17 protein-coding genes are annotated in these 16,349 nt (G+C 70.3%); 8 read left to right on the forward strand and 9 right to left on the reverse strand.

Features of this window, described 5'->3' with window-relative positions; translation table 11 throughout:
• Both ARC20_RS04435 and ARC20_RS04440 read left to right on the forward strand, forming a co-directional pair.
• Window positions 1-490, forward strand: a 490-nt coding sequence (locus tag ARC20_RS04435; RefSeq protein ID WP_152983946.1) for a DUF1684 domain-containing protein, incomplete at its 5' end; no start/stop codon positions are given.
• A gap of 3 nt (window positions 491-493) precedes the next feature.
• Window positions 494-1,423 (forward strand): TraB/GumN family protein, encoded by a 930-nt coding sequence (locus tag ARC20_RS04440; protein WP_057644948.1) that lies wholly within the window; start codon window positions 494-496, stop codon window positions 1,421-1,423.
• Window positions 1,424-1,448: 25 nt separating this feature from the next.
• On the opposite strand, the gene phaR is transcribed toward ARC20_RS04440, so the two are convergent.
• The 3 genes from phaR to gluQRS all read right to left on the reverse strand — a co-directional run bounded on the left by phaR (window position 1,449) and on the right by gluQRS (window position 3,838).
• Window positions 1,449-1,973 carry a polyhydroxyalkanoate synthesis repressor PhaR gene (gene phaR / locus ARC20_RS04445; RefSeq protein ID WP_057644951.1) on the reverse strand — a complete coding sequence of 175 codons (525 nt, stop codon included), beginning with the start codon at window positions 1,971-1,973 and terminating at the stop codon, window positions 1,449-1,451.
• Window positions 1,974-2,157: 184 nt separating this feature from the next.
• Window positions 2,158-2,898, reverse strand: coding sequence for a beta-ketoacyl-ACP reductase (phbB, locus tag ARC20_RS04450; RefSeq protein ID WP_057644952.1), 741 nt, complete (start codon window positions 2,896-2,898; stop codon window positions 2,158-2,160).
• Between the two features lie 64 nt (window positions 2,899-2,962).
• The gene (gene gluQRS, locus ARC20_RS04455; RefSeq protein ID WP_057644955.1) at window positions 2,963-3,838 is read right to left on the reverse strand and encodes a tRNA glutamyl-Q(34) synthetase GluQRS; all 876 of its coding nucleotides are present in this window, start codon (window positions 3,836-3,838) and stop codon (window positions 2,963-2,965) included.
• A 103-nt stretch (window positions 3,839-3,941) separates the two neighbouring features.
• Here gluQRS and htpX point away from each other — a divergent pair, with 103 nt between their 5' ends.
• Complete coding sequence (gene htpX / locus ARC20_RS04460) at window positions 3,942-4,823, forward strand: protease HtpX (protein WP_057644959.1); 882 nt, start codon at window positions 3,942-3,944, stop codon at window positions 4,821-4,823.
• Window positions 4,824-4,972: 149 nt separating this feature from the next.
• Here the strand turns inward: htpX and ARC20_RS04465 are convergent, their stop codons facing one another.
• From ARC20_RS04465 to ARC20_RS04480, 4 genes are all read right to left on the reverse strand, one after another.
• Window positions 4,973-7,039: an EAL domain-containing protein gene (locus ARC20_RS04465; RefSeq protein ID WP_057644962.1), complete on the reverse strand. Its 2,067-nt coding sequence runs from the start codon at window positions 7,037-7,039 to the stop codon at window positions 4,973-4,975.
• 215 nt (window positions 7,040-7,254) lie between these two features.
• Window positions 7,255-8,439, reverse strand: coding sequence for a BaiN/RdsA family NAD(P)/FAD-dependent oxidoreductase (locus tag ARC20_RS04470; protein WP_057644966.1), 1,185 nt, complete (start codon window positions 8,437-8,439; stop codon window positions 7,255-7,257).
• A complete protein-coding gene (locus ARC20_RS04475; RefSeq protein WP_057644970.1) occupies window positions 8,436-8,981 on the reverse strand; it encodes a YaeQ family protein in 546 nt (181 codons plus the stop codon). The genes ARC20_RS04470 and ARC20_RS04475 overlap by 4 nt, the downstream gene beginning before the upstream one ends.
• Before the next feature lie 58 nt (window positions 8,982-9,039).
• Window positions 9,040-9,507, reverse strand: a complete 468-nt coding sequence (locus ARC20_RS04480; RefSeq protein WP_057644974.1) for a YaiI/YqxD family protein — start codon at window positions 9,505-9,507, stop codon at window positions 9,040-9,042.
• Window positions 9,508-9,756: 249 nt separating this feature from the next.
• Between ARC20_RS04480 and ARC20_RS04485 the strand changes: the two genes are divergently transcribed.
• The 4 genes from ARC20_RS04485 (at window position 9,757) to ARC20_RS04500 (ending at window position 12,880) form a co-directional block, all read left to right on the forward strand.
• Window positions 9,757-9,966, forward strand: coding sequence for a cold-shock protein (locus ARC20_RS04485; protein WP_042615064.1), 210 nt, complete (start codon window positions 9,757-9,759; stop codon window positions 9,964-9,966).
• Between the two features lie 136 nt (window positions 9,967-10,102).
• Window positions 10,103-10,795: a glutathione S-transferase family protein gene (locus ARC20_RS04490; protein ID WP_057644977.1), complete on the forward strand. Its 693-nt coding sequence runs from the start codon at window positions 10,103-10,105 to the stop codon at window positions 10,793-10,795.
• Complete coding sequence (locus ARC20_RS04495) at window positions 10,792-12,348, forward strand: protein adenylyltransferase SelO (protein WP_057644978.1); 1,557 nt, start codon at window positions 10,792-10,794, stop codon at window positions 12,346-12,348. The genes ARC20_RS04490 and ARC20_RS04495 overlap by 4 nt, the downstream gene beginning before the upstream one ends.
• A gap of 7 nt (window positions 12,349-12,355) precedes the next feature.
• Entirely contained in the window at window positions 12,356-12,880 is a 525-nt protein-coding gene (locus ARC20_RS04500; protein WP_057644981.1) for an adenine phosphoribosyltransferase, read from the forward strand.
• A 7-nt stretch (window positions 12,881-12,887) separates the two neighbouring features.
• Here ARC20_RS04500 and dbpA read toward each other — a convergent pair whose 3' ends face one another.
• Complete coding sequence (dbpA, locus tag ARC20_RS04505) at window positions 12,888-14,264, reverse strand: ATP-dependent RNA helicase DbpA (RefSeq protein ID WP_057644987.1); 1,377 nt, start codon at window positions 14,262-14,264, stop codon at window positions 12,888-12,890.
• 45 nt (window positions 14,265-14,309) lie between these two features.
• Window positions 14,310-15,356: a YeiH family protein gene (locus ARC20_RS04510; protein WP_057644990.1), complete on the reverse strand. Its 1,047-nt coding sequence runs from the start codon at window positions 15,354-15,356 to the stop codon at window positions 14,310-14,312.
• 102 nt (window positions 15,357-15,458) lie between these two features.
• On the opposite strand from ARC20_RS04510, the gene ARC20_RS04515 reads away from it, so the two are divergent.
• On the forward strand, window positions 15,459-16,346 hold the full coding sequence (locus ARC20_RS04515; RefSeq protein WP_057645136.1) for a LysR family transcriptional regulator: 888 nt from the start codon (window positions 15,459-15,461) through the stop codon (window positions 16,344-16,346).
• Window positions 16,347-16,349 lie beyond the last annotated feature (3 nt).

The following is a 16,349-nucleotide window of genomic DNA, read 5'->3' on the forward strand; positions in this document are numbered from 1 at the left end:
CCAGCGCGGCGATCGCCGCGCGCTGCGCGTGCGCCATGCCGACGCGCCGACCTACACCGGGTTCCGCGGCCTGGAGTACTGGCCGGCCGATCCGTCCTGGCGCATCCAGGCGCGCTTCGTCCCGCACGACGTCGGCAAGACGCTGCCGGTGGTGGACATCACCAGCATGGTCACCGAGCAGCCCAACGCCGGCGCCATCGAATTCGAACGCGACGGCCAGGCCTACCGGCTGGAAGCCATCGGCGAGCCGGGCCGCGAGCTGTTCGTGGTCTTCGCCGACCGCACCAGTGGCCACGGCAGCTATTCGGCCGGCCGCTTCCTCGACGTCGGCGCACCCGACGCGCAGGGCCACGTGGTGATCGACTTCAACCGCGCCTACAACCCGCCGTGCGCGTTCACCGCTTTCGCCACCTGCCCGCTGCCGCCGCCGGAAAACCGGCTGGACCTGCTGGTGGAAGCGGGCGAGAAGACCTACCACCACCCGGATTGATCGATGAAGACCCGTTTCGCGCGTTGGCTCTGTGCTTCGCTGCTCGGCCTGCTGCTGGTGGGGGTGGCGCTGGCCGTCCCGCTGGCCGGGGCCGCCGCCGGCAAGGGGCCGCCGACGCCGCTGCTGTGGAAGGTCAGCGCGCGCGACGGCAGCAGCCTGTACCTGCTGGGCTCGTTCCACCTGCTCAAGCCGGACGATTACCCGCTCGCGCCGGAAGTGGACGCGGCGTTCGCCAAATCCACGCGGGTGATCTTCGAACTGCCCGCAGAGCAGGTGGAATCACCGGCGCTGGCCGCGCAGATGCTGCAGGCCGCTACCCGCACCGACGGGCGCAGCCTGCGCGATGACCTCTCGCCGGCGCAGTGGTCGGCGTTGCAGGCCTATGCGTCCGGGCACGGCATGTCGGTCGAGGCGCTGGCCGGCTACGAGGCGTGGTTCGTCGGCTTGAGCGTGAGCCTGGCGGAGATGGCCGCGCAGGGGCTGGATCCTTCGCTGGGCCTGGACCAGCACTTCATGCGGCAGGCCGCCAGCGCGGGCAAGCCGACCGGCGGGCTGGAGACGGCGGCCGAACAGATCGCGCTGCTGGACGGCATGTCGCTGGAAGAGCAGCGGCAGATGCTCGCCGAGGCGCTGGACGACGCCAGCGAAGGCAACCAGCAGACACGCGCGCTGCACGATGCGTGGCGCGCGGGCGATGCCAAGCGGATGTGGTCGGAGATGGCGCTGGACATGAAGCGCCAGTACCCGGCGCTGTATCGCAATATCAACGTCGCGCGCAACGACCGCTGGGTGCCGAAGCTGGAGCGCTACCTGCAGCCGGGGCAGGGCACCACGCTGGTCGTGGTGGGCACCTTGCACCTGCTGGGCGAGGACGGCGTGGTGGAGAAGCTGCGCGCGCGCGGCTACCAGGTCGAGCGGGTCGGCGCGCCGTAACAGGCTGGCGCGCCGCGGGAGGGCCTCAGCGGCGCGTCTTGCTGCCGCCGGCCGCGGCGGTCGGGCCGGAGGACGGGGTGCCCGTGCCGGTGCCGCCCGAAGGGCCACGGCCGAAGCCGGCGCCGAAGTTGCGCTGGAATTCCTGCCACAGCTCCAGGTTGCGCTCGGTGAGCTGGTTCATCATCGCCCAAGGCGTCTGGCCGAGCAGGTTGCCCATCTGCTGGCGGAATTGCTGCTGCTGTTCCAGGAATACCTGCATGCTGCGTTCAAGGTAGTTGCCCATGAAGCCCTGCAGGGAATCCCCGTAGAAGCGGATGATCTGGCTGAGCAGCTGGGTGGACAGCATCGGTTCGCCGTCCGATTCCTGGTCGGCGATGATCTGCAGCAGGACCGAGCGGGTGAGGTCTTCGCCGCTCTTGGCGTCGCGTACCTCGAAATCCTCGCCGTCGATGATGAGCTGGCGCACATCCTCGATGGTGATGTAGCTGGAGATCTCGGTGTCGTAGAGGCGACGGTTGGGATACTTCTTGATGATGCGAAGTGCAGCCATGAAAGCAGTCACTCGGTCCGGTTTGTGCGGAGGATGGCGCAGTGCAACAGTGCTTGCAACCGCCGGAAGTCAGGGGGGATGGGGCTTGCGGGCGAAAAAATGTTGCGCAGCATGAGCTTGCGCGGTTTTTCATGCTGCACCTGAACCGTGCAGCATGGCGATGGCCGTCACACGAGTGCGCGGCTCACCAGCCCATGTGGTGGCCGCCGTTGATGTCCAGGTTCGAACCGGTGATCCACGCCGCTTCCTCGGCCACCAGGAAGGCCACCGCGTAGGCGATCTCCTCCGGCTTGCCCAGGCGCCCGGTGGGGATGTCGGCCACGATCTTGGCGCGCACTTCCTCCGGTACCGCCATCACCATGTCGGTGGCGACGTAGCCGGGCGAGACCGTATTGACGGTGATGCCGAAGGCCGCGTTCTCGCGCGCCAGCGAAATGGTGAAGCCGTGCATGCCTGCCTTGGCCGCGGCGTAGTTGGCCTGGCCGTACTGGCCCTTGAGGCCGTTGATCGAGCTGATCTGGATGACCCGGCCCCAGCCGCGCTTGCGCATGCCCTCGATCACCGGGCGGGTGACGTTGAACACCGAGTTGAGGTTGGTGTTGATCACCTCGTGCCACTGCTCGGCGCTCATGCGGTGGAAGGTGGTGTCGCGGGTGATGCCGGCGTTGTTGACCAGGATCTCCACCGGGCCGAGCGCGGCCTCGACCTCGTGGATCAGTGCCTTGGCGTGCTCGGAAGAGGCCACGTCGCCCTTGAACAGCGCGAATTCGTAGCCGGCGGCCTGCATGCGCTGCTGCCAGGCGCGCGCCTTCTCCTCGTTGCGGTAGTTGGTCGCCACCCGGTGGCCCTGGTCGGCCAGGCGCTTGCAGATGGCGGTACCGATGCCGCCGGTGCCGCCGGTGACCAGCGCGACGCGGGATGTCATGGATGCTCCGAACAGGACGGGAATGGTTCGATTCTAGACAAGGAAGCGGCCTCGTGCCCGCGCCTCAGGTGCCCGTGGCGGGCAGCCGGCGCGGCAGGCGGGCGGGGTCGAAGGCGGCCACCGCGGCGGCCAGCAGCGCGTCGCGCGCGCCGCTGGCCGGCAGCTGGCGCGGATCCTGGCCGAGATCGCGCCAGGCCATGCGCAGCGCGGGCAGGGGATCGGCGTCGTCCAGGGGCCGTGCCGCCTCGGACTTGGACAGCTTGCGGCCCTGCGCATCGGTGACCAGCGGCAGATGCAGGTAGTTCGGCGTGGGCAGGCCGAGCGCGCGCTGCAGCAGGATCTGCCGCGGGGTGGAATCGAGCAGGTCGGCGCCGCGCACGACATCCGTCATGCCTTGCTCGGCGTCGTCCACCACCACGGCCAGCTGGTAAGCCCAATGGCCATCGGCGCGCTTGAGGACGAAATCGCCGACGTCGGTGTAGACGTCCTGCGCGATGCGGCCCTGCAGCCCATCCTCGAAAGCGACCTCGCACGGCGCCGGCACGCGCAGGCGCCAGGCCGGCGGCCGGTCGTTCGGCGCATGCAGGCAGCGATGGTGGATGCCGGCGCTGGCGGCCAGTTCCGAACGACTGCAGGTGCAGGGGAAGGCCGCGCCGTCCGCCACCAGCCGTTCCAGCGCGGCGGCGTACAGGGCGTGGCGCTCGCTCTGGCGCACGATGGGTGCGTCAGGCACCAGACCGAAGGCCGCCAGCGTGCGCAGCTGTGCCTGCGCCGCGCCGGGCACCTCGCGTGGCGGGTCGATGTCCTCCACGCGCACCCACCACGCCCCGGCGCGGTGGCGCGCGAGCAGCCAGCTGCCGAACGCCGCATACAGCGAGCCGTAGTGCAGTGGACCGGTGGGCGAGGGCGCGAAGCGGCCGCGGTAGGCAGGACGTGTCATGGAAGGCTGAATCGTCTTTCAGGTTGTTGCTTGATTTCAAGTTGGCCGCACCGCAGATTGGCCATCGTTCCCCTTTCCAAAGTCCCGCGGAGCCGGTGCTTCCATGTTCAGTCGTATCGCGTTGTTCCTGTTGACCAACCTGGCCGTGCTGGTGCTGGCCGGCATCGTGATGTCGTTGCTCGGCGTCAATTCGGCCAGCATGGGTGGCCTGCTGGTGATGGCGGCGATCTTCGGCTTCGGCGGCTCGCTCATCTCGCTGCTGCTGTCCAAGTTCATGGCCAAGCGCGCCACCGGCGCGCAGGTCATCACCGAGCCGCGCACCCTGACCGAACGCTGGCTGGTGGAGACCGTGCGCCGCCAGGCGCAGGCCGCCGGCATCGGCATGCCGGAAGTGGCCATCTACGACGGCCCGGAGATCAACGCCTTCGCCACCGGCGCCAACCGCAACAACGCGCTGGTGGCCGTTTCCACCGGCCTGCTGCAGAACATGAGCCAGGAAGAGGCCGAAGCGGTGCTGGGCCACGAAGTGAGCCACGTCGCCAATGGCGACATGGTGACCATGGCCCTGCTGCAGGGCGTGCTGAACACCTTCGTGATCGTGCTGGCGCGCGTCGTCGGCGGCGTGGTGGACACCTACCTCTCGGGCAACCGCGAGGACGGCCGCCGCGGCCTGGCGTACTTCGCCATCGTGATGGTGCTGGAGCTGATCTTCGGCCTGTTCGCGACGATGATCGCCATGTGGTTCTCGCGCCGCCGCGAATTCCGCGCCGACGCCGGTGGCGCCCAGCTGGCGGGCCGCCAGAAGATGATCGCCGCGCTGGAGCGCCTGTCGTTGAACCACGGCCAGAGCACGCTGCCCGCGCAGGTGGAAGCCTTCGGCATCGCCGGCGGCATGGGCCAGGGCCTGCGCAAGCTGTTCCTGAGCCACCCGCCGCTGCCCGAGCGCATCGCCGCGCTGAAGTCGGCGAACGCGACGGTGGTCTAACCCCCACGAACAAAAAAGCCCGCCAATGGCGGGCTTTTTCTTGCGCCTTGCTCGAAGCCTTTCCATCCCCCCAGCGATCATCCATCTAGCCGGGTGGCCTGCCCGCCGGCTGCGCGGGAAGAACGGAGAGGGAGCGCGTCAGGCGAAGATCAGAACTCGTACGTCATCCCCGGCCCGGCAGGCCCGATGAAATCACCCTGCACGTAATCGACGCCGGCATTGAAGAACAGGCTCATCGAGGCCGCATCGCCGACGAACTCGACCAGCGTCAGGATGCCTTCCGGCTGCGCGCGCCCGGTGATCTCGCGGATCTTCTCCTGGCTCTCCTTGCCCTGCACCGCATCGGCCGTGAGCCCGCGGTCCAGCTTCAGGAACGAGGGCTGGAAGTGCGACAGCAGCTGGAACGAATCCAGCCCCGAGCCGAACTGCTCCAGGCCCAGCTTGCAGCCCAGCGCGCCCACCTCGGCGAGGAACTGCTGCGCGTTGCGCAGGTGCGTGAACACCTTCGACTCCGGCGTCTGCAGCCACAGCCGCTCGCCCGGCACGCCGTGCGCCTGCAGCTCCTGGCGGATCAGCGCCACCGTGCGCGGATCCGAATAGGCCGCCGGCCCGATGCGCACCAGCAGGTGCGTCGCGTGGCCGGTGCGCTGGCGCTCGGCCAGCGTGCGGATCGCCTCGCGGATCACCCAGCGGTCGATGTCGGCGATCATCGCGTGCTCTTCGGCGATCGCCATGAACGTCGCCGGCGAGATCAGCTCGCCGTTGCGTTCCAGGCGCAGGAACGCCTGGTAGAGCTCGATCGGCTCGCCCATCAGGTGCAGCACCGGCTGGAAGTGCAGCAGGAAGCCGTTGCCGACCAGCGCCTCGTGCAGGTGCTCGATCCAGCGCTGGATGCGCTCTTCCTCGGCGCGGTCCACCGCGCCCGGGTCGAAGATGTGCACGCCGTTGCCGCCGAGCTCGCTGCCCGCGCGCACCGCTTCGGTCGCGCGCTGCAGCACCTGGCCGATGCTGGCGATCTTCTCGCCGATCTGCACGCCGCCGATGCTCACCGTCACCGTCGCCGAGCGATCACCGACGCTGAAGACGTGCTGCGCGAACGCCGCGCGGATCTTGTCGGCCAGCTCGCTGGTGCGGCGGTGGTCGCCGGCCAGCAGCACGGCGAAGCTGTTCTCGCCGAAGCGCGCCGTGCGCATGTCGCCTTCCACGTGCGCGGCCAGGTGCGAGGCCAGCGCGGAGATCAGCGCGTCGGCCGAATCCAGGCCGATGTCGGCCAGGATGCGGGTGTAGTGGTCCGGCTCCACCAGCAGGAAGCCGTACTGCTGGTCGCCGCGGCTGGCCTGGGTCACCGCGTCTTCCAGCGCCACCATGAAGGTGGGGCGGTTGAGCAGGCCGGTCACCGGGTCGCGCTGGCGCAGGTCTTCCACCTCGCGCGCCAGTTCCGGGTCGAACTCCTCGCGGCGGCGGAACACCACCTGCACGCAGGCTTCGCCCTCGTAGGTGGCGGTGGCGAATTCCATCGTCGCCGGGAAGGTGTCGCCCTCCAGGCTGCGCGCATCCACCTTGTACTGCGGCGGCGGCGCTTCGCCCTTGCTCATCGACTTCAGCAGCTGCTTGAAGTCCTCCACGTGCTGGGCGGCGATCAGGTCCAGCAGCGAGATGCCTTCCACGTCCTCGAACGACTCGAACCCGAACATCTCCAGGTAGGCGTCGTTGGCGCGGATGTGCATGCCTTCGTGGACGTAGGCGATGGGGTCGCGCGAGGAGGCGATCAGCGCGTCGCAGCGGCGCTCGGTCTCGCGCATCTGCGCCTCGATCCGGCGCAGGCCGCGGCGCGCGTGCAGGTCGGTCATTTCCGCGCGCACCACGCCGAGCAGGTGTTCGGGGCGCTGGCGCAGGGCGATGGCGCGGATGCCGTGGCCGGCCGCCTCCACCCATTCGTTCTCGTCGATGCGGTCGGTCAGCAGCACCAGCGGCACGTCCTTGCCGCTGCGCGCCAGCGCCTGCTGCACCGCGCCCAGCGGCAGGTCGCGCGATTGCGAGGCCAGCACCAGGTCGATCTGCCCCGAGAGCATCGCCGACAGGTCTTCGTTGCTCTGCGGGCGCGAGGGGCGCACGGCGATGCCGCTGTTGCGCAGCGTGGTGACGATGCCCTCGGCGCTCTCGCCGCTGTCATCGACGATCATCAGGCGGAGGGTGAGGTCTTTGCCGTTCTGCATTCAAGGATTCCGGGGAACTGGGTGGGGCATGGCAAGGCGCCTGGGGAAGGCCTGCGCAAGCGCGCGCGCAGCGTCGCGCCGGTCGGCCCGGGGGAGCCGTCCGGCACAAGGTCCACGCATTTCCCCAGGATCCATGACCCGCTGTAATACACGATGCTGCGGGGCGCCGTCCATGCACGCGACCCGGGGCTGGGATGGCGGTCGCCTTGGCGGGCTCAGGCCGCCAGGCCCGCGGCGTGGCCGGAAGCCCAGGCCCACTGGAAGTTGTAGCCGCCGAGCCAGCCGGTGACGTCGAGCACTTCGCCGACGAAATAAAGCCCCGGCACCCGACGCGATTCCATGGTCGAGGACGACACGGCGTCGGTCGCCACGCCGCCCAGGGTGACCTCGGCGGTGCGGTAGCCCTCGGTGCCGCTGGCCACCAGCGGCCAGTCGCGCAGGGTGGCGGCGGCCGCGCGCAGCTCGCGCTCGTCGAGCTGGCGCACCGGCTTGTCGGGCAGCCACAGCTCGCACAGGCGCTGCGCCAGCCGCTTGGGCAGGCGCTCGGCCAGCGCGTTGCGCAGCTCCGACGCGCCGTGGGTGCGCTTGAGTTCGCGCAGCCACGCTTCGGCGTCCTCGCCGGGGAGCAGGTCCAGGCGCAGGTCGTCGCCGGGCTGCCAATAAGAGGAGATCTGCAGGATCGACGGGCCGCTGACCCCGCGGTGGGTGAACAGCAATGCGTTGCGGAAGCTGCGCCCGTTGCAGCGCGCCTCCACCGGCAGGGCGACGCCGGCCAGGTCCTGCAGGCGCTCCTGGTGCTTGCCCGAGAGCGTCAGCGGCACCAGCCCGGCGCGGGTCGGAAGCACCTCGTGGCCGAACTGGCGCGCCAGCTCGTAGCCGAAGCCGCTCGCGCCCAGGCTGGGGATCGACAGCCCGCCGGTGGCCACCACCAGCGAAGCGGCCTGGAAGCGGCCCTGCGAGGTATCGACGCGGAAGCCCTCGGCGCCGCGTTCGACCTTCTCCACCGCGCAGTGCGTGCGGATCTGCACGCCGGCGGCATGGCATTCGTCCACCAGCAGCTTGACGATCAGCTTGGAGGACACGTCGCAGAACAGCTGGCCGAGTTCCTTCTCGTGGTAGGCCACGCCGTGGCGCTCGACCATCTCGATGAAGTCGCCCGGGCTGAAACGCGCCAGCGCGGATTTGCAGAAGTGCGGGTTGGCCGACAGGAACTGGGCGGGCGTGGTGCCGGTGTTGGTGAAATTGCAGCGGCCGCCGCCGGACATCAGGATCTTCTTGCCGACCTTGTTGGCGTGGTCGATCACCTGCACCCGCCGGCCGCGCTGGCCGGCGGTGAGCGCGGTCATCAGCCCGGCCGCGCCGGCGCCGATGACCAGCACGTCGCAGTCGATCGCGCTCATGCCGCGGCGGTGCGCTCGATCGGGCGGACGTCCACGCTGTTGTCCTCGCCCAGCAGCTGGATCTCGCCGTCCTGGATGAGCACGTTGAAGCGCATGCTGCGCTGGATCAGCCGGCCGAGCGCCTCGACGGTGTCCGGGTCGATCTCGATCACCCGCAGCTGGCGGTGGCGGGCGAGGGCGGCGCCGTTCTTCTTCCACCACGTTTCCACCGCCTGGCCGCCGTAGGCCAGCACGATGACCTCGCGGGCGCGGTTGCAGGCCTTGCGCACGCGCGATTCGTCCGGCGTGCCCAGGTCGATCCACTGCTCGATCTCGCCGCCGTAGTCGTGGCGCCACAGGTCCGGTTCGTCGTCGCTGCTCAGCCCGCGGCCGAACTGCAGGCGATCGTCGGCGAACATCGCGAACGCCAGCAGGCGCAGCATCAGGCGCTCGTCGGTTTCCGACGGGTGCTGGGCCAGGGTGAGGTTATGGGTGGCGTAGTAGCCGCGATCCATGTCGCTGATCTGCAGCTCGGCCTTGCGGACGGTGGCGGTGAGGGCCATGAGGGGTGCCGGGTAAAGGGCGGCCATTCTACGCGCCCGCCGATGCCCGGGCGCCGGCTCAGGCCCGGCGCTGCGCCAGCCAGCGGTCCAGTTCGTTGGCGAAGGCCTGGCGGTCGCGGGCGTGCAGGGCAGGCGGGCCGCCGGTCTGCACGCCGGCGCCGCGCAGTTCGGCCATGAAGTCGCGCACCGACAGCCGCTCGGCGATGTTGTTGGCGGTGAAGCGCTCCCCGCGCGGGCTGATCGCCTGGGCGCCGCCTTCCAGGGCGCGGGCCGCCAGCGGGATGTCCTGGGTGATGACCAGGTCGCCCGCGGCCAGCCGCTCGACGATGGCATCGTCGGCCGCGTCCGGGCCGCCGGGGACCTGCAGGCTCTTGAGCCACGGGCCGGGCGGGGTGCGCAGCCACTGGTTGGCGACCAGCCAGGTCTCCACCTGGGTGCGGGCCGCGGCGCGGAAAATGATCTCGCGGATCGGCACCGGGCAGGCGTCGGCGTCGACCCAGATCCGGGTGGGGGCGGGCGTATTCATCCCGGCTATTCTAATGGGCGGGGGAAATTGCCTGAACATCGTTGAAGATGAATAGGTTGGAGGTCGCTTTTTGGGGAAAAGCCGAGTATCGTCACCAGCACTGTGTTTGCTAGCGGTCACCGTGAATCGTGGCCGTGCGGTTGATCATCCGATCCGCTTCAACGTGTGCGCTTTACCAACGCCTGCAAAACAGTCTCGGTCACCGGCTTTTCGGTGGCCGCGATCCATTCAATGTTCCAGGAGTTAGTAATGTCTGATCGTCAGAGCGGTACCGTGAAGTGGTTCAACGACGCCAAGGGTTTTGGCTTCATCACCCCGGAAAGCGGCCCGGACCTGTTCGTGCACTTCCGCGCCATCCAGGGCAACGGCTTCAAGTCGCTGCAGGAAGGCCAGAAGGTGACCTTCGTCGCCGTGCAGGGCCAGAAGGGCATGCAGGCTGACCAGGTGCAGGCGGTCTAATCCCGCCCGCCACCGCAAGGTAGCCAGAACGCCGGGGGCGAAAGCTCCCGGCGTTTTCGTTCGTGGCGGGGAAAGGTGACGCCGCATCGCGGCAGCGCCGGCTAACATCGGCGGTCTCCCCCCGCGTGGCGCCCCCATGATCACCGTCCACCATCTCAACAACTCCCGTTCCCAGCGCGTGCTCTGGCTGCTGGAGGAACTGGCGCTGCCGTACCAGATCGTGCGCTACGAGCGCGACCCGGCCACGCTGCTGGCGCCGCCGGCCTTGCGCGCCATCCACCCGCTGGGCAAGTCGCCGGTGCTGACCGACGGCGAGCACGTGCTGGCCGAATCCGGCGCCATCCTCGATTACCTCACCGAGCGCTACGACACCGAGCGCGTGCTCTCGCCGACGCCGCGCCCGGTCGATTCCCCCGAGCGCCTGCGCTTCCGTTACTGGATGCACTACGCCGAGGGCTCGGCGATGCCGCCGCTGCTGATGACGCTGGTGTTCCAGCGCCTGCGGCAGGCGCCGATGCCGTTCTTCGCCCGGCCGATCGCCCACCGCATCGTCGACAAGGCGATGAGCCGCTTCATCGGCCCACAGGTGAAGCTGCACCTGGACTGGATGGAATCGCAGCTCGCCCAGGAGGGCTGGTTCGCCGGCGAGCGTTTCACCGCCGCCGATATCCAGATGAGCTTCCCGGTGCAGGCCGCCGCCGCGCGCGGCGGTGGGCTGGGCGCGTACCCGAAGCTGCGCGATTTCATCGCCCGCGTCGAAGCGCGGCCGGCCTACCAGGCCGCGCTGCAGCAGGGCGGGCCGTTCGCGCTCGCCGGCGGGCCGGCGTGACCGCGCGGTTCGACAACCGTTTCATCCAGGAATTGCCGGGCGATGCGGAAACCGGCCCGCGCGTGCGCGAGGTACTGGGCGCGGCGTGGTCGTCGGTGATGCCGACGCCGGTGCGCGCGCCGCAGCTGCTGGGCTATTCGCGCGAAGTGGCTGCCGCGTTGGGGCTGGACGCCGGCGATGTCGCCGATCCGGACTTCGCGCAGGTCTTCGCCGGCAATGCGCTGTGGCCGGGCATGCAGCCGTGGGCGGCGAACTACGGCGGCCACCAGTTCGGGCATTGGGCCGGGCAGCTCGGCGATGGCCGGGCGATCAGCCTGGGCGAGCTCGTCGGCACCGATGGCGCGCGCCACGAACTGCAGCTCAAGGGGGCCGGGCGCACGCCGTATTCGCGCGGTGCCGATGGCCGCGCCGTGCTGCGCTCCTCGCTGCGCGAGTTCATCTGCAGCGAGGCCATGCATCATCTCGGCGTGCCGACCACGCGCGCGCTGTGCCTGGTCGGCAGCGGCGAGGCGGTGGTGCGCGACATGTTCTACGACGGCCATCCGAAGCCGGAGCCGGGCGCGCTGGTGTGCCGGGTCGCGCCGTCGTTCATCCGCTTCGGCACTTTCGAGCTGCCGGCTTCGCGCGGCGATACCGCGCTGCTGCGCCAGCTCGCGGATTTCACCCTGTCACGCGATTTCCCCGAACTCACCGGCCACGGCGCGGCGCGCGAAGCCGAATGGTTCGGCCAGGTGTGCGAGCGCACTGCCGACATGGTCGCGCACTGGATGCGCGTGGGCTTCGTGCATGGCGTGATGAACACCGACAACCTCTCCATCCTCGGCCTGACGCTGGACTACGGCCCGTACGGCTGGCTGGAGGACTACGACCCGGACTGGACGCCGAACACCACCGACGCCAGCGGCCGCCGCTACCGTTTCGGCACGCAGCCGCAGGTGGCGTACTGGAACCTGGGCCGGCTGGCGCAGGCGCTGGCGCCACTGTTCGCCGATGCCTCGGCCTTGCAGGACGGCTTGGACCGCTTCGTGCAGCGCTATCGCCGCCGCGAACGCGAACACACCGCCGCGAAGCTGGGCCTGGCGGATAGTGGCGATGCCGATCTGGTGTTGATGGAAGACCTGCGCACGCTGATGCAGCAGGCCGAGATGGACATGACGCTGGCCTTCCGCGGCCTCATCGAGCTCGACGCCGAAGCGCCGACGCTGCAACCGCTGGAAGCGGCCTTCTACGACGACGCCAAGCGCGACGCGCACAGCGCCGCGCTGGCGACATGGCTGCAGCGCTACGCCGCGCGCCTGCGCGAAGACCCGCTGCCCGCCGCGCAGCGCCGCGAGCGCATGCGCCTGGCGAACCCGCGTTACGTGCCGCGCAACTGGCTGGCGCAGGAAACCATCGACCGCGTCGCGCAGGGCGACACCGCGGCGCTGGCGAACTGGCTGGAGGTGTTGCGCCATCCCTACGACGACCAGCCCGGGCAGGAAGCCTACGCACGCCACCGCCCGGAATGGGCACGCGTGCGCGCCGGCTGCTCGATGCTTTCCTGCAGTTCCTGAGACCCCCATGAGCGAATTTCCCTGGACCGCGCGCCTGCGTGACATCGTCGATTTCCCCAAGCCGGGCATCGTCTTCAAGGACATCACCCCGCTGCTGGCCGATGGCGAGGCGTTCGGCGCGGCCATCGAGGCGATGAGCGCGCCGTGGCGCGGGCAGCGGGTGGACGCGGTGCTGGGCATCGAATCGCGCGGCTTCATCCTGGGCGCGGCGATGGCGCAGGCGCTGGGTTGCGGCTTCGTGCCGGTGCGCAAGCCGGGCAAGCTGCCCGCGCACACGCTGCGGCAGGAGTACGCGCTGGAATACGGCACCGACTGCATCGAAGTGCATGCCGATGCGCTGCCGGCCGGCGCGCGGGTGGTGATCGTCGACGACGTGCTGGCGACCGGCGGCACGCTGCTGGCGGCGTTGTCGCTGGCGCGTCAGCTGCGGGTCGAAGTGCTGGGCGCGGCGGTGCTGATCGAATTGCCCGCGCTGGGTGCGCGGGCGCGTTGGCCGGAGGCGGTGCCGCTGGTGGCGACACTGGCCTACTGAGCCAGCTTCAGAGCTTGCGCACCCGGAACCGCCGTCCCTTGATCTTGCCGGCGTCCAGCTTGGCCAATGCCTTGCCCACCTGCGCGCGTGCGATCGCCACGTAGGAGCGTGTCGGCTGGATGACGATCTTGCCGATCGCCCCGCCCGACAAACCCGCCTCGCCGGTGAGAGCACCGAGGATGTCGCCCGCGCGCAGCTTGTCGGTCTTGCCGCCGTCGATGCGCAGCGTGACCATCGGCGCCTGCGGCAGTTCCGGCGGCTTGCCGGTCGCCAGCGGCGTGCGCGGCAATGACAGCGTCAGGCCCTGGTCGGTGGCAATGGCCTGCGCGCGCGGCAGTTCGCGCGAAGACACCAGGCTCAGCGCCAGGCCGTGACGGCCCGCGCGCGCGGTGCGACCGACGCGATGGCGGTAGCTCTCCACGTCGGTCGGCAGCTCGTAGTTCACTACCGCCGCCAGGCCTTCCACGTCCAGCCCGCGCGCGGCCACGTCGCTGGCGACCAGCACGTTGCAGCTGCCGTTGGAGAAACGCACGAGCACCTCGTCGCGGTCGCGCTGTTCCAGGTCGCCGTGCAGCGCCAGCGCCGAGAAGCCGAACTGCTGCAGCGAGTTCGCCACTTCGTCCACTTCCTTGCGCGTGTTGCAGAACACCACCGCCGATTCCGGCCGGTGCTTGAGCAACAGCCCGGCCACCGCCTTCTGCCGGTGCGCCGGTTCCACTTCGAAGAACAGGTGTTCGATCTGCGGCGCGCTCTGGCCGCCTTCCACGGTCACCTCGACCGGCTCGCGCAGCAGCTGGCGGGCCAGCTCGCGGATCGTGTCGGGGAAGGTGGCCGAGAACAGCAGGTTCTGGCGCTCCTTGGCGCAGCGCCCGGCGATTTCGCGGATCGGCTCCTCGAAGCCCATGTCGAGCATGCGGTCGGCCTCGTCGAGCACGAAGCCGCGCACCGCGCCCAGGTTCAGCACGCGCTTGCGCGCCAGTTCCTGCACGCGGCCGGGCGTGCCGACCACGACCAGCGGGTCGTGCGCCTGCAGCGAGGCGATCTGCGGCTCCAGCGACACGCCGCCGGTCAGCACGCTGAGCTTGAGGTTGGGGATGCCGGTGGCGAGCTTGCGCAGCTGCTGGCCGACCTGGTCGGCCAGTTCGCGCGTCGGGCACAGCACCAGCGCCTGCGTGCGGCCCAGCGCCGGATCCAGCCGCTGCAGCAGGCCCAGGCCGAAGGCGGCGGTCTTGCCGCTGCCGGTCGGGGCCTGGGCGATCACGTCGCGGCCTTCCAGGATCGGCGGCAGCGCCAGGGCCTGGATCGGGGTGAGGGTGGTGTAGCCAAGGGCATCGATGCCAGCGGCCAATGCCGGCGAGAGCGGCAGGGAAGCGAATTCGGTCATGGGGCATTTTCGCAGATGCGCCGCCCGCGTGCCCGCCGGGCGGTTTCAGCCCAGCACGGCGCGCACGCCCAGGTTGATCGCCGCCCCGCCCAGCACCAGCCAGCCCAGCAGCGCGGCCCCGAGCAGCAGCGGACGCAGGCCGGCGCGGCGCAGCTCGCCGGCATGGGTGGTCAGGCCGAGGGCGGCCATGGCCATCGCCAGCAGGCTGTCGTCCAGCCACATGGCCGGTGCATGCCAGGCCGCGGGCAGCGGCCACAGCGAATTGGCCGCGGTCAGCGCGAGGAAGGCGAAGGCGAACCACGGCACCTGCAGGCCGCGCATGCCCTGGCCGGTGCCGCGGGCGCGCCACAGCGACAGGCCCAGCAGCACCGGCGCCAGCATCATCACCCGCACCATCTTGGTGATGACCGCCGCCGACTCGGCCTCCCCGCCGATCGCCCGGCCGGCCACCACCACCTGCGCTACTTCGTGCACGGTCGAACCGGTGAACACGCCGAAGTGCAGCGGCGAGGCCAGCGCGGGCAGGTGCGCGGCCACGAGCGGATGCAGCAGCGGGTAGGCCACCATCGAGAGCGTGCCGAACACCACCACCGTGGCCACCGCCACGGCGACCTGCTCGCTGCGCGCGCGCAGTACCGGGCCGGCCGCCATCACCGCCGCCGCGCCGCAGATCGCGCTGCCGGCGCCGATCAGCAGCGCCGCCTCGCGCGGTAGGCCGAAGCGCCTGGGCCCCCACCACGCGGCGATGCCCAGCGTGCTGGCCAGCACCAGCGCATCGATCACCACGCCGGTCACGCCGACCTGCGCGACGTCCTGGAAGGTCAGCCGCAGCCCGTACAACACCACGCCCAGGCGCAGCAGCCGCTGCCTGGAGAACGCCACCCCCGGCGCCAGCGGCGGCGCGAAGCACGGATACACGGTGTTGCCGGCGAGCATGCCCAGCGCGATGGCCAGCGTGAGCGCGCCCAGCCCGTGGCTGCGCACCCACGGGTGCTGGGCCAGGGCCAGCGACAGCCCGGCGAGTGCGGCGCACAGCAGCAGGCCGGGAAACAGGGGGAAGCGGGTTGGGGCGACGGCAGCAACGGAAGACATGACGACGTGGCGGTTCGGAAACTGCGCGCAGCCTGCGCCTCCCACGTTTATTCGTAAAACGGATTATCCTGCTAACAATGACCCGTCATGCAGGTAAGCGACATGCACCTCTCGCTGCGCCAGTTGCAGATCTTCCTGGCCATCGCCGAAACCGGCAGCACCACCGCCGCCGGCGCGCGGCTGCCCTTGTCGCAATCGGCCACCAGCGCGGCGCTGGCCGAACTGGAGGCCACACTGGGCGTGCCGCTGTTCGACCGCCTCGGCAAGCGCCTGCTGCTCAACGACACCGGCCGCGCGCTGCTGGACCCGGCGCGCGCGCTGCTCGATGACGCCGCGCAGATCGAACACCGCTTCGGTGGCGCGCAGGAAGGGCGGCCGCTGCCGGCGCGCGTGCGGCTGGGTGCCAGCACCACCATCGGCAACTACCTGATGCCCGAGCGCATGGCGCACTGCCTGGCGCAGTGGCCGGCGATGGAGGTGTCGCTGCGCATCGGCAATACCCGGCAGGTGGTGGAGGCGGTGCTGCGGCTGGAGGTCGACGCCGGGGTGATCGAAGGCCCGTGCCACGAGAGCGAGCTGGAAGTGCTGCCCTGGCGCGAGGATCCGCTGCTGTTGCTGGCCGGTGCCGACCACCCGCTGGCGCGGCGGCGGCGCATCCCGGTGGCGACGCTGCGCGCCCAGCGCTGGCTGCTGCGCGAAGTCGGCTCGGGGACGCGTGAATCGGTGGAGCAGGCCTTGCTGCCGCACCTGGGCGGCTTCGAGCAGGGCGTCCAGCTGGGCAGCACCGAGGCGATCAAGCAGGGCGCCGCCGCCGGGCTGGGCCTGACCTGCCTCTCGCGCAGCGCGGTGCAGGACCAGCTGGCGCTGGGCCGCCTGGTGGCGCTGTCCACGGTGCTGCCACCGCTGTCGCGGCCGCTGTACCGCATCCGCCACCGCGGGCGGCCCTGGTCGCAGAGCCTGCGGCGGCTGCTGGAACTGGATGCCGGGTAGCGC

This window comes from Stenotrophomonas panacihumi, assembly GCF_001431645.1.
GTDB lineage: Bacteria > Pseudomonadota > Gammaproteobacteria > Xanthomonadales > Xanthomonadaceae > Stenotrophomonas_A > Stenotrophomonas_A panacihumi.

Bases quoted from the DNA above. Each gene is read 5' to 3' on its own strand.
- ARC20_RS04440 (WP_057644948.1), top strand. From the start codon at position 494: ATGAAGACCCGTTTCGCGCGTTGGCTCTGTGCTTCGCTGCTCGGCCTG.
- phaR (WP_057644951.1), bottom strand. From the start codon at position 1,973: ATGGCTGCACTTCGCATCATCAAGAAGTATCCCAACCGTCGCCTCTAC.
- phbB (WP_057644952.1), bottom strand. From the start codon at position 2,898: ATGACATCCCGCGTCGCGCTGGTCACCGGCGGCACCGGCGGCATCGGT.
- gluQRS (WP_057644955.1), bottom strand. From the start codon at position 3,838: ATGACACGTCCTGCCTACCGCGGCCGCTTCGCGCCCTCGCCCACCGGT.
- htpX (WP_057644959.1), top strand. From the start codon at position 3,942: ATGTTCAGTCGTATCGCGTTGTTCCTGTTGACCAACCTGGCCGTGCTG.
- ARC20_RS04465 (WP_057644962.1), bottom strand. From the start codon at position 7,039: ATGCAGAACGGCAAAGACCTCACCCTCCGCCTGATGATCGTCGATGAC.
- ARC20_RS04470 (WP_057644966.1), bottom strand. From the start codon at position 8,439: ATGAGCGCGATCGACTGCGACGTGCTGGTCATCGGCGCCGGCGCGGCC.
- ARC20_RS04475 (WP_057644970.1), bottom strand. From the start codon at position 8,981: ATGGCCCTCACCGCCACCGTCCGCAAGGCCGAGCTGCAGATCAGCGAC.
- ARC20_RS04480 (WP_057644974.1), bottom strand. From the start codon at position 9,507: ATGAATACGCCCGCCCCCACCCGGATCTGGGTCGACGCCGACGCCTGC.
- ARC20_RS04485 (WP_042615064.1), top strand. From the start codon at position 9,757: ATGTCTGATCGTCAGAGCGGTACCGTGAAGTGGTTCAACGACGCCAAG.
- ARC20_RS04490 (WP_057644977.1), top strand. From the start codon at position 10,103: ATGATCACCGTCCACCATCTCAACAACTCCCGTTCCCAGCGCGTGCTC.
- ARC20_RS04500 (WP_057644981.1), top strand. From the start codon at position 12,356: ATGAGCGAATTTCCCTGGACCGCGCGCCTGCGTGACATCGTCGATTTC.
- dbpA (WP_057644987.1), bottom strand. From the start codon at position 14,264: ATGACCGAATTCGCTTCCCTGCCGCTCTCGCCGGCATTGGCCGCTGGC.
- ARC20_RS04510 (WP_057644990.1), bottom strand. From the start codon at position 15,356: ATGTCTTCCGTTGCTGCCGTCGCCCCAACCCGCTTCCCCCTGTTTCCC.
- ARC20_RS04515 (WP_057645136.1), top strand. From the start codon at position 15,459: ATGCACCTCTCGCTGCGCCAGTTGCAGATCTTCCTGGCCATCGCCGAA.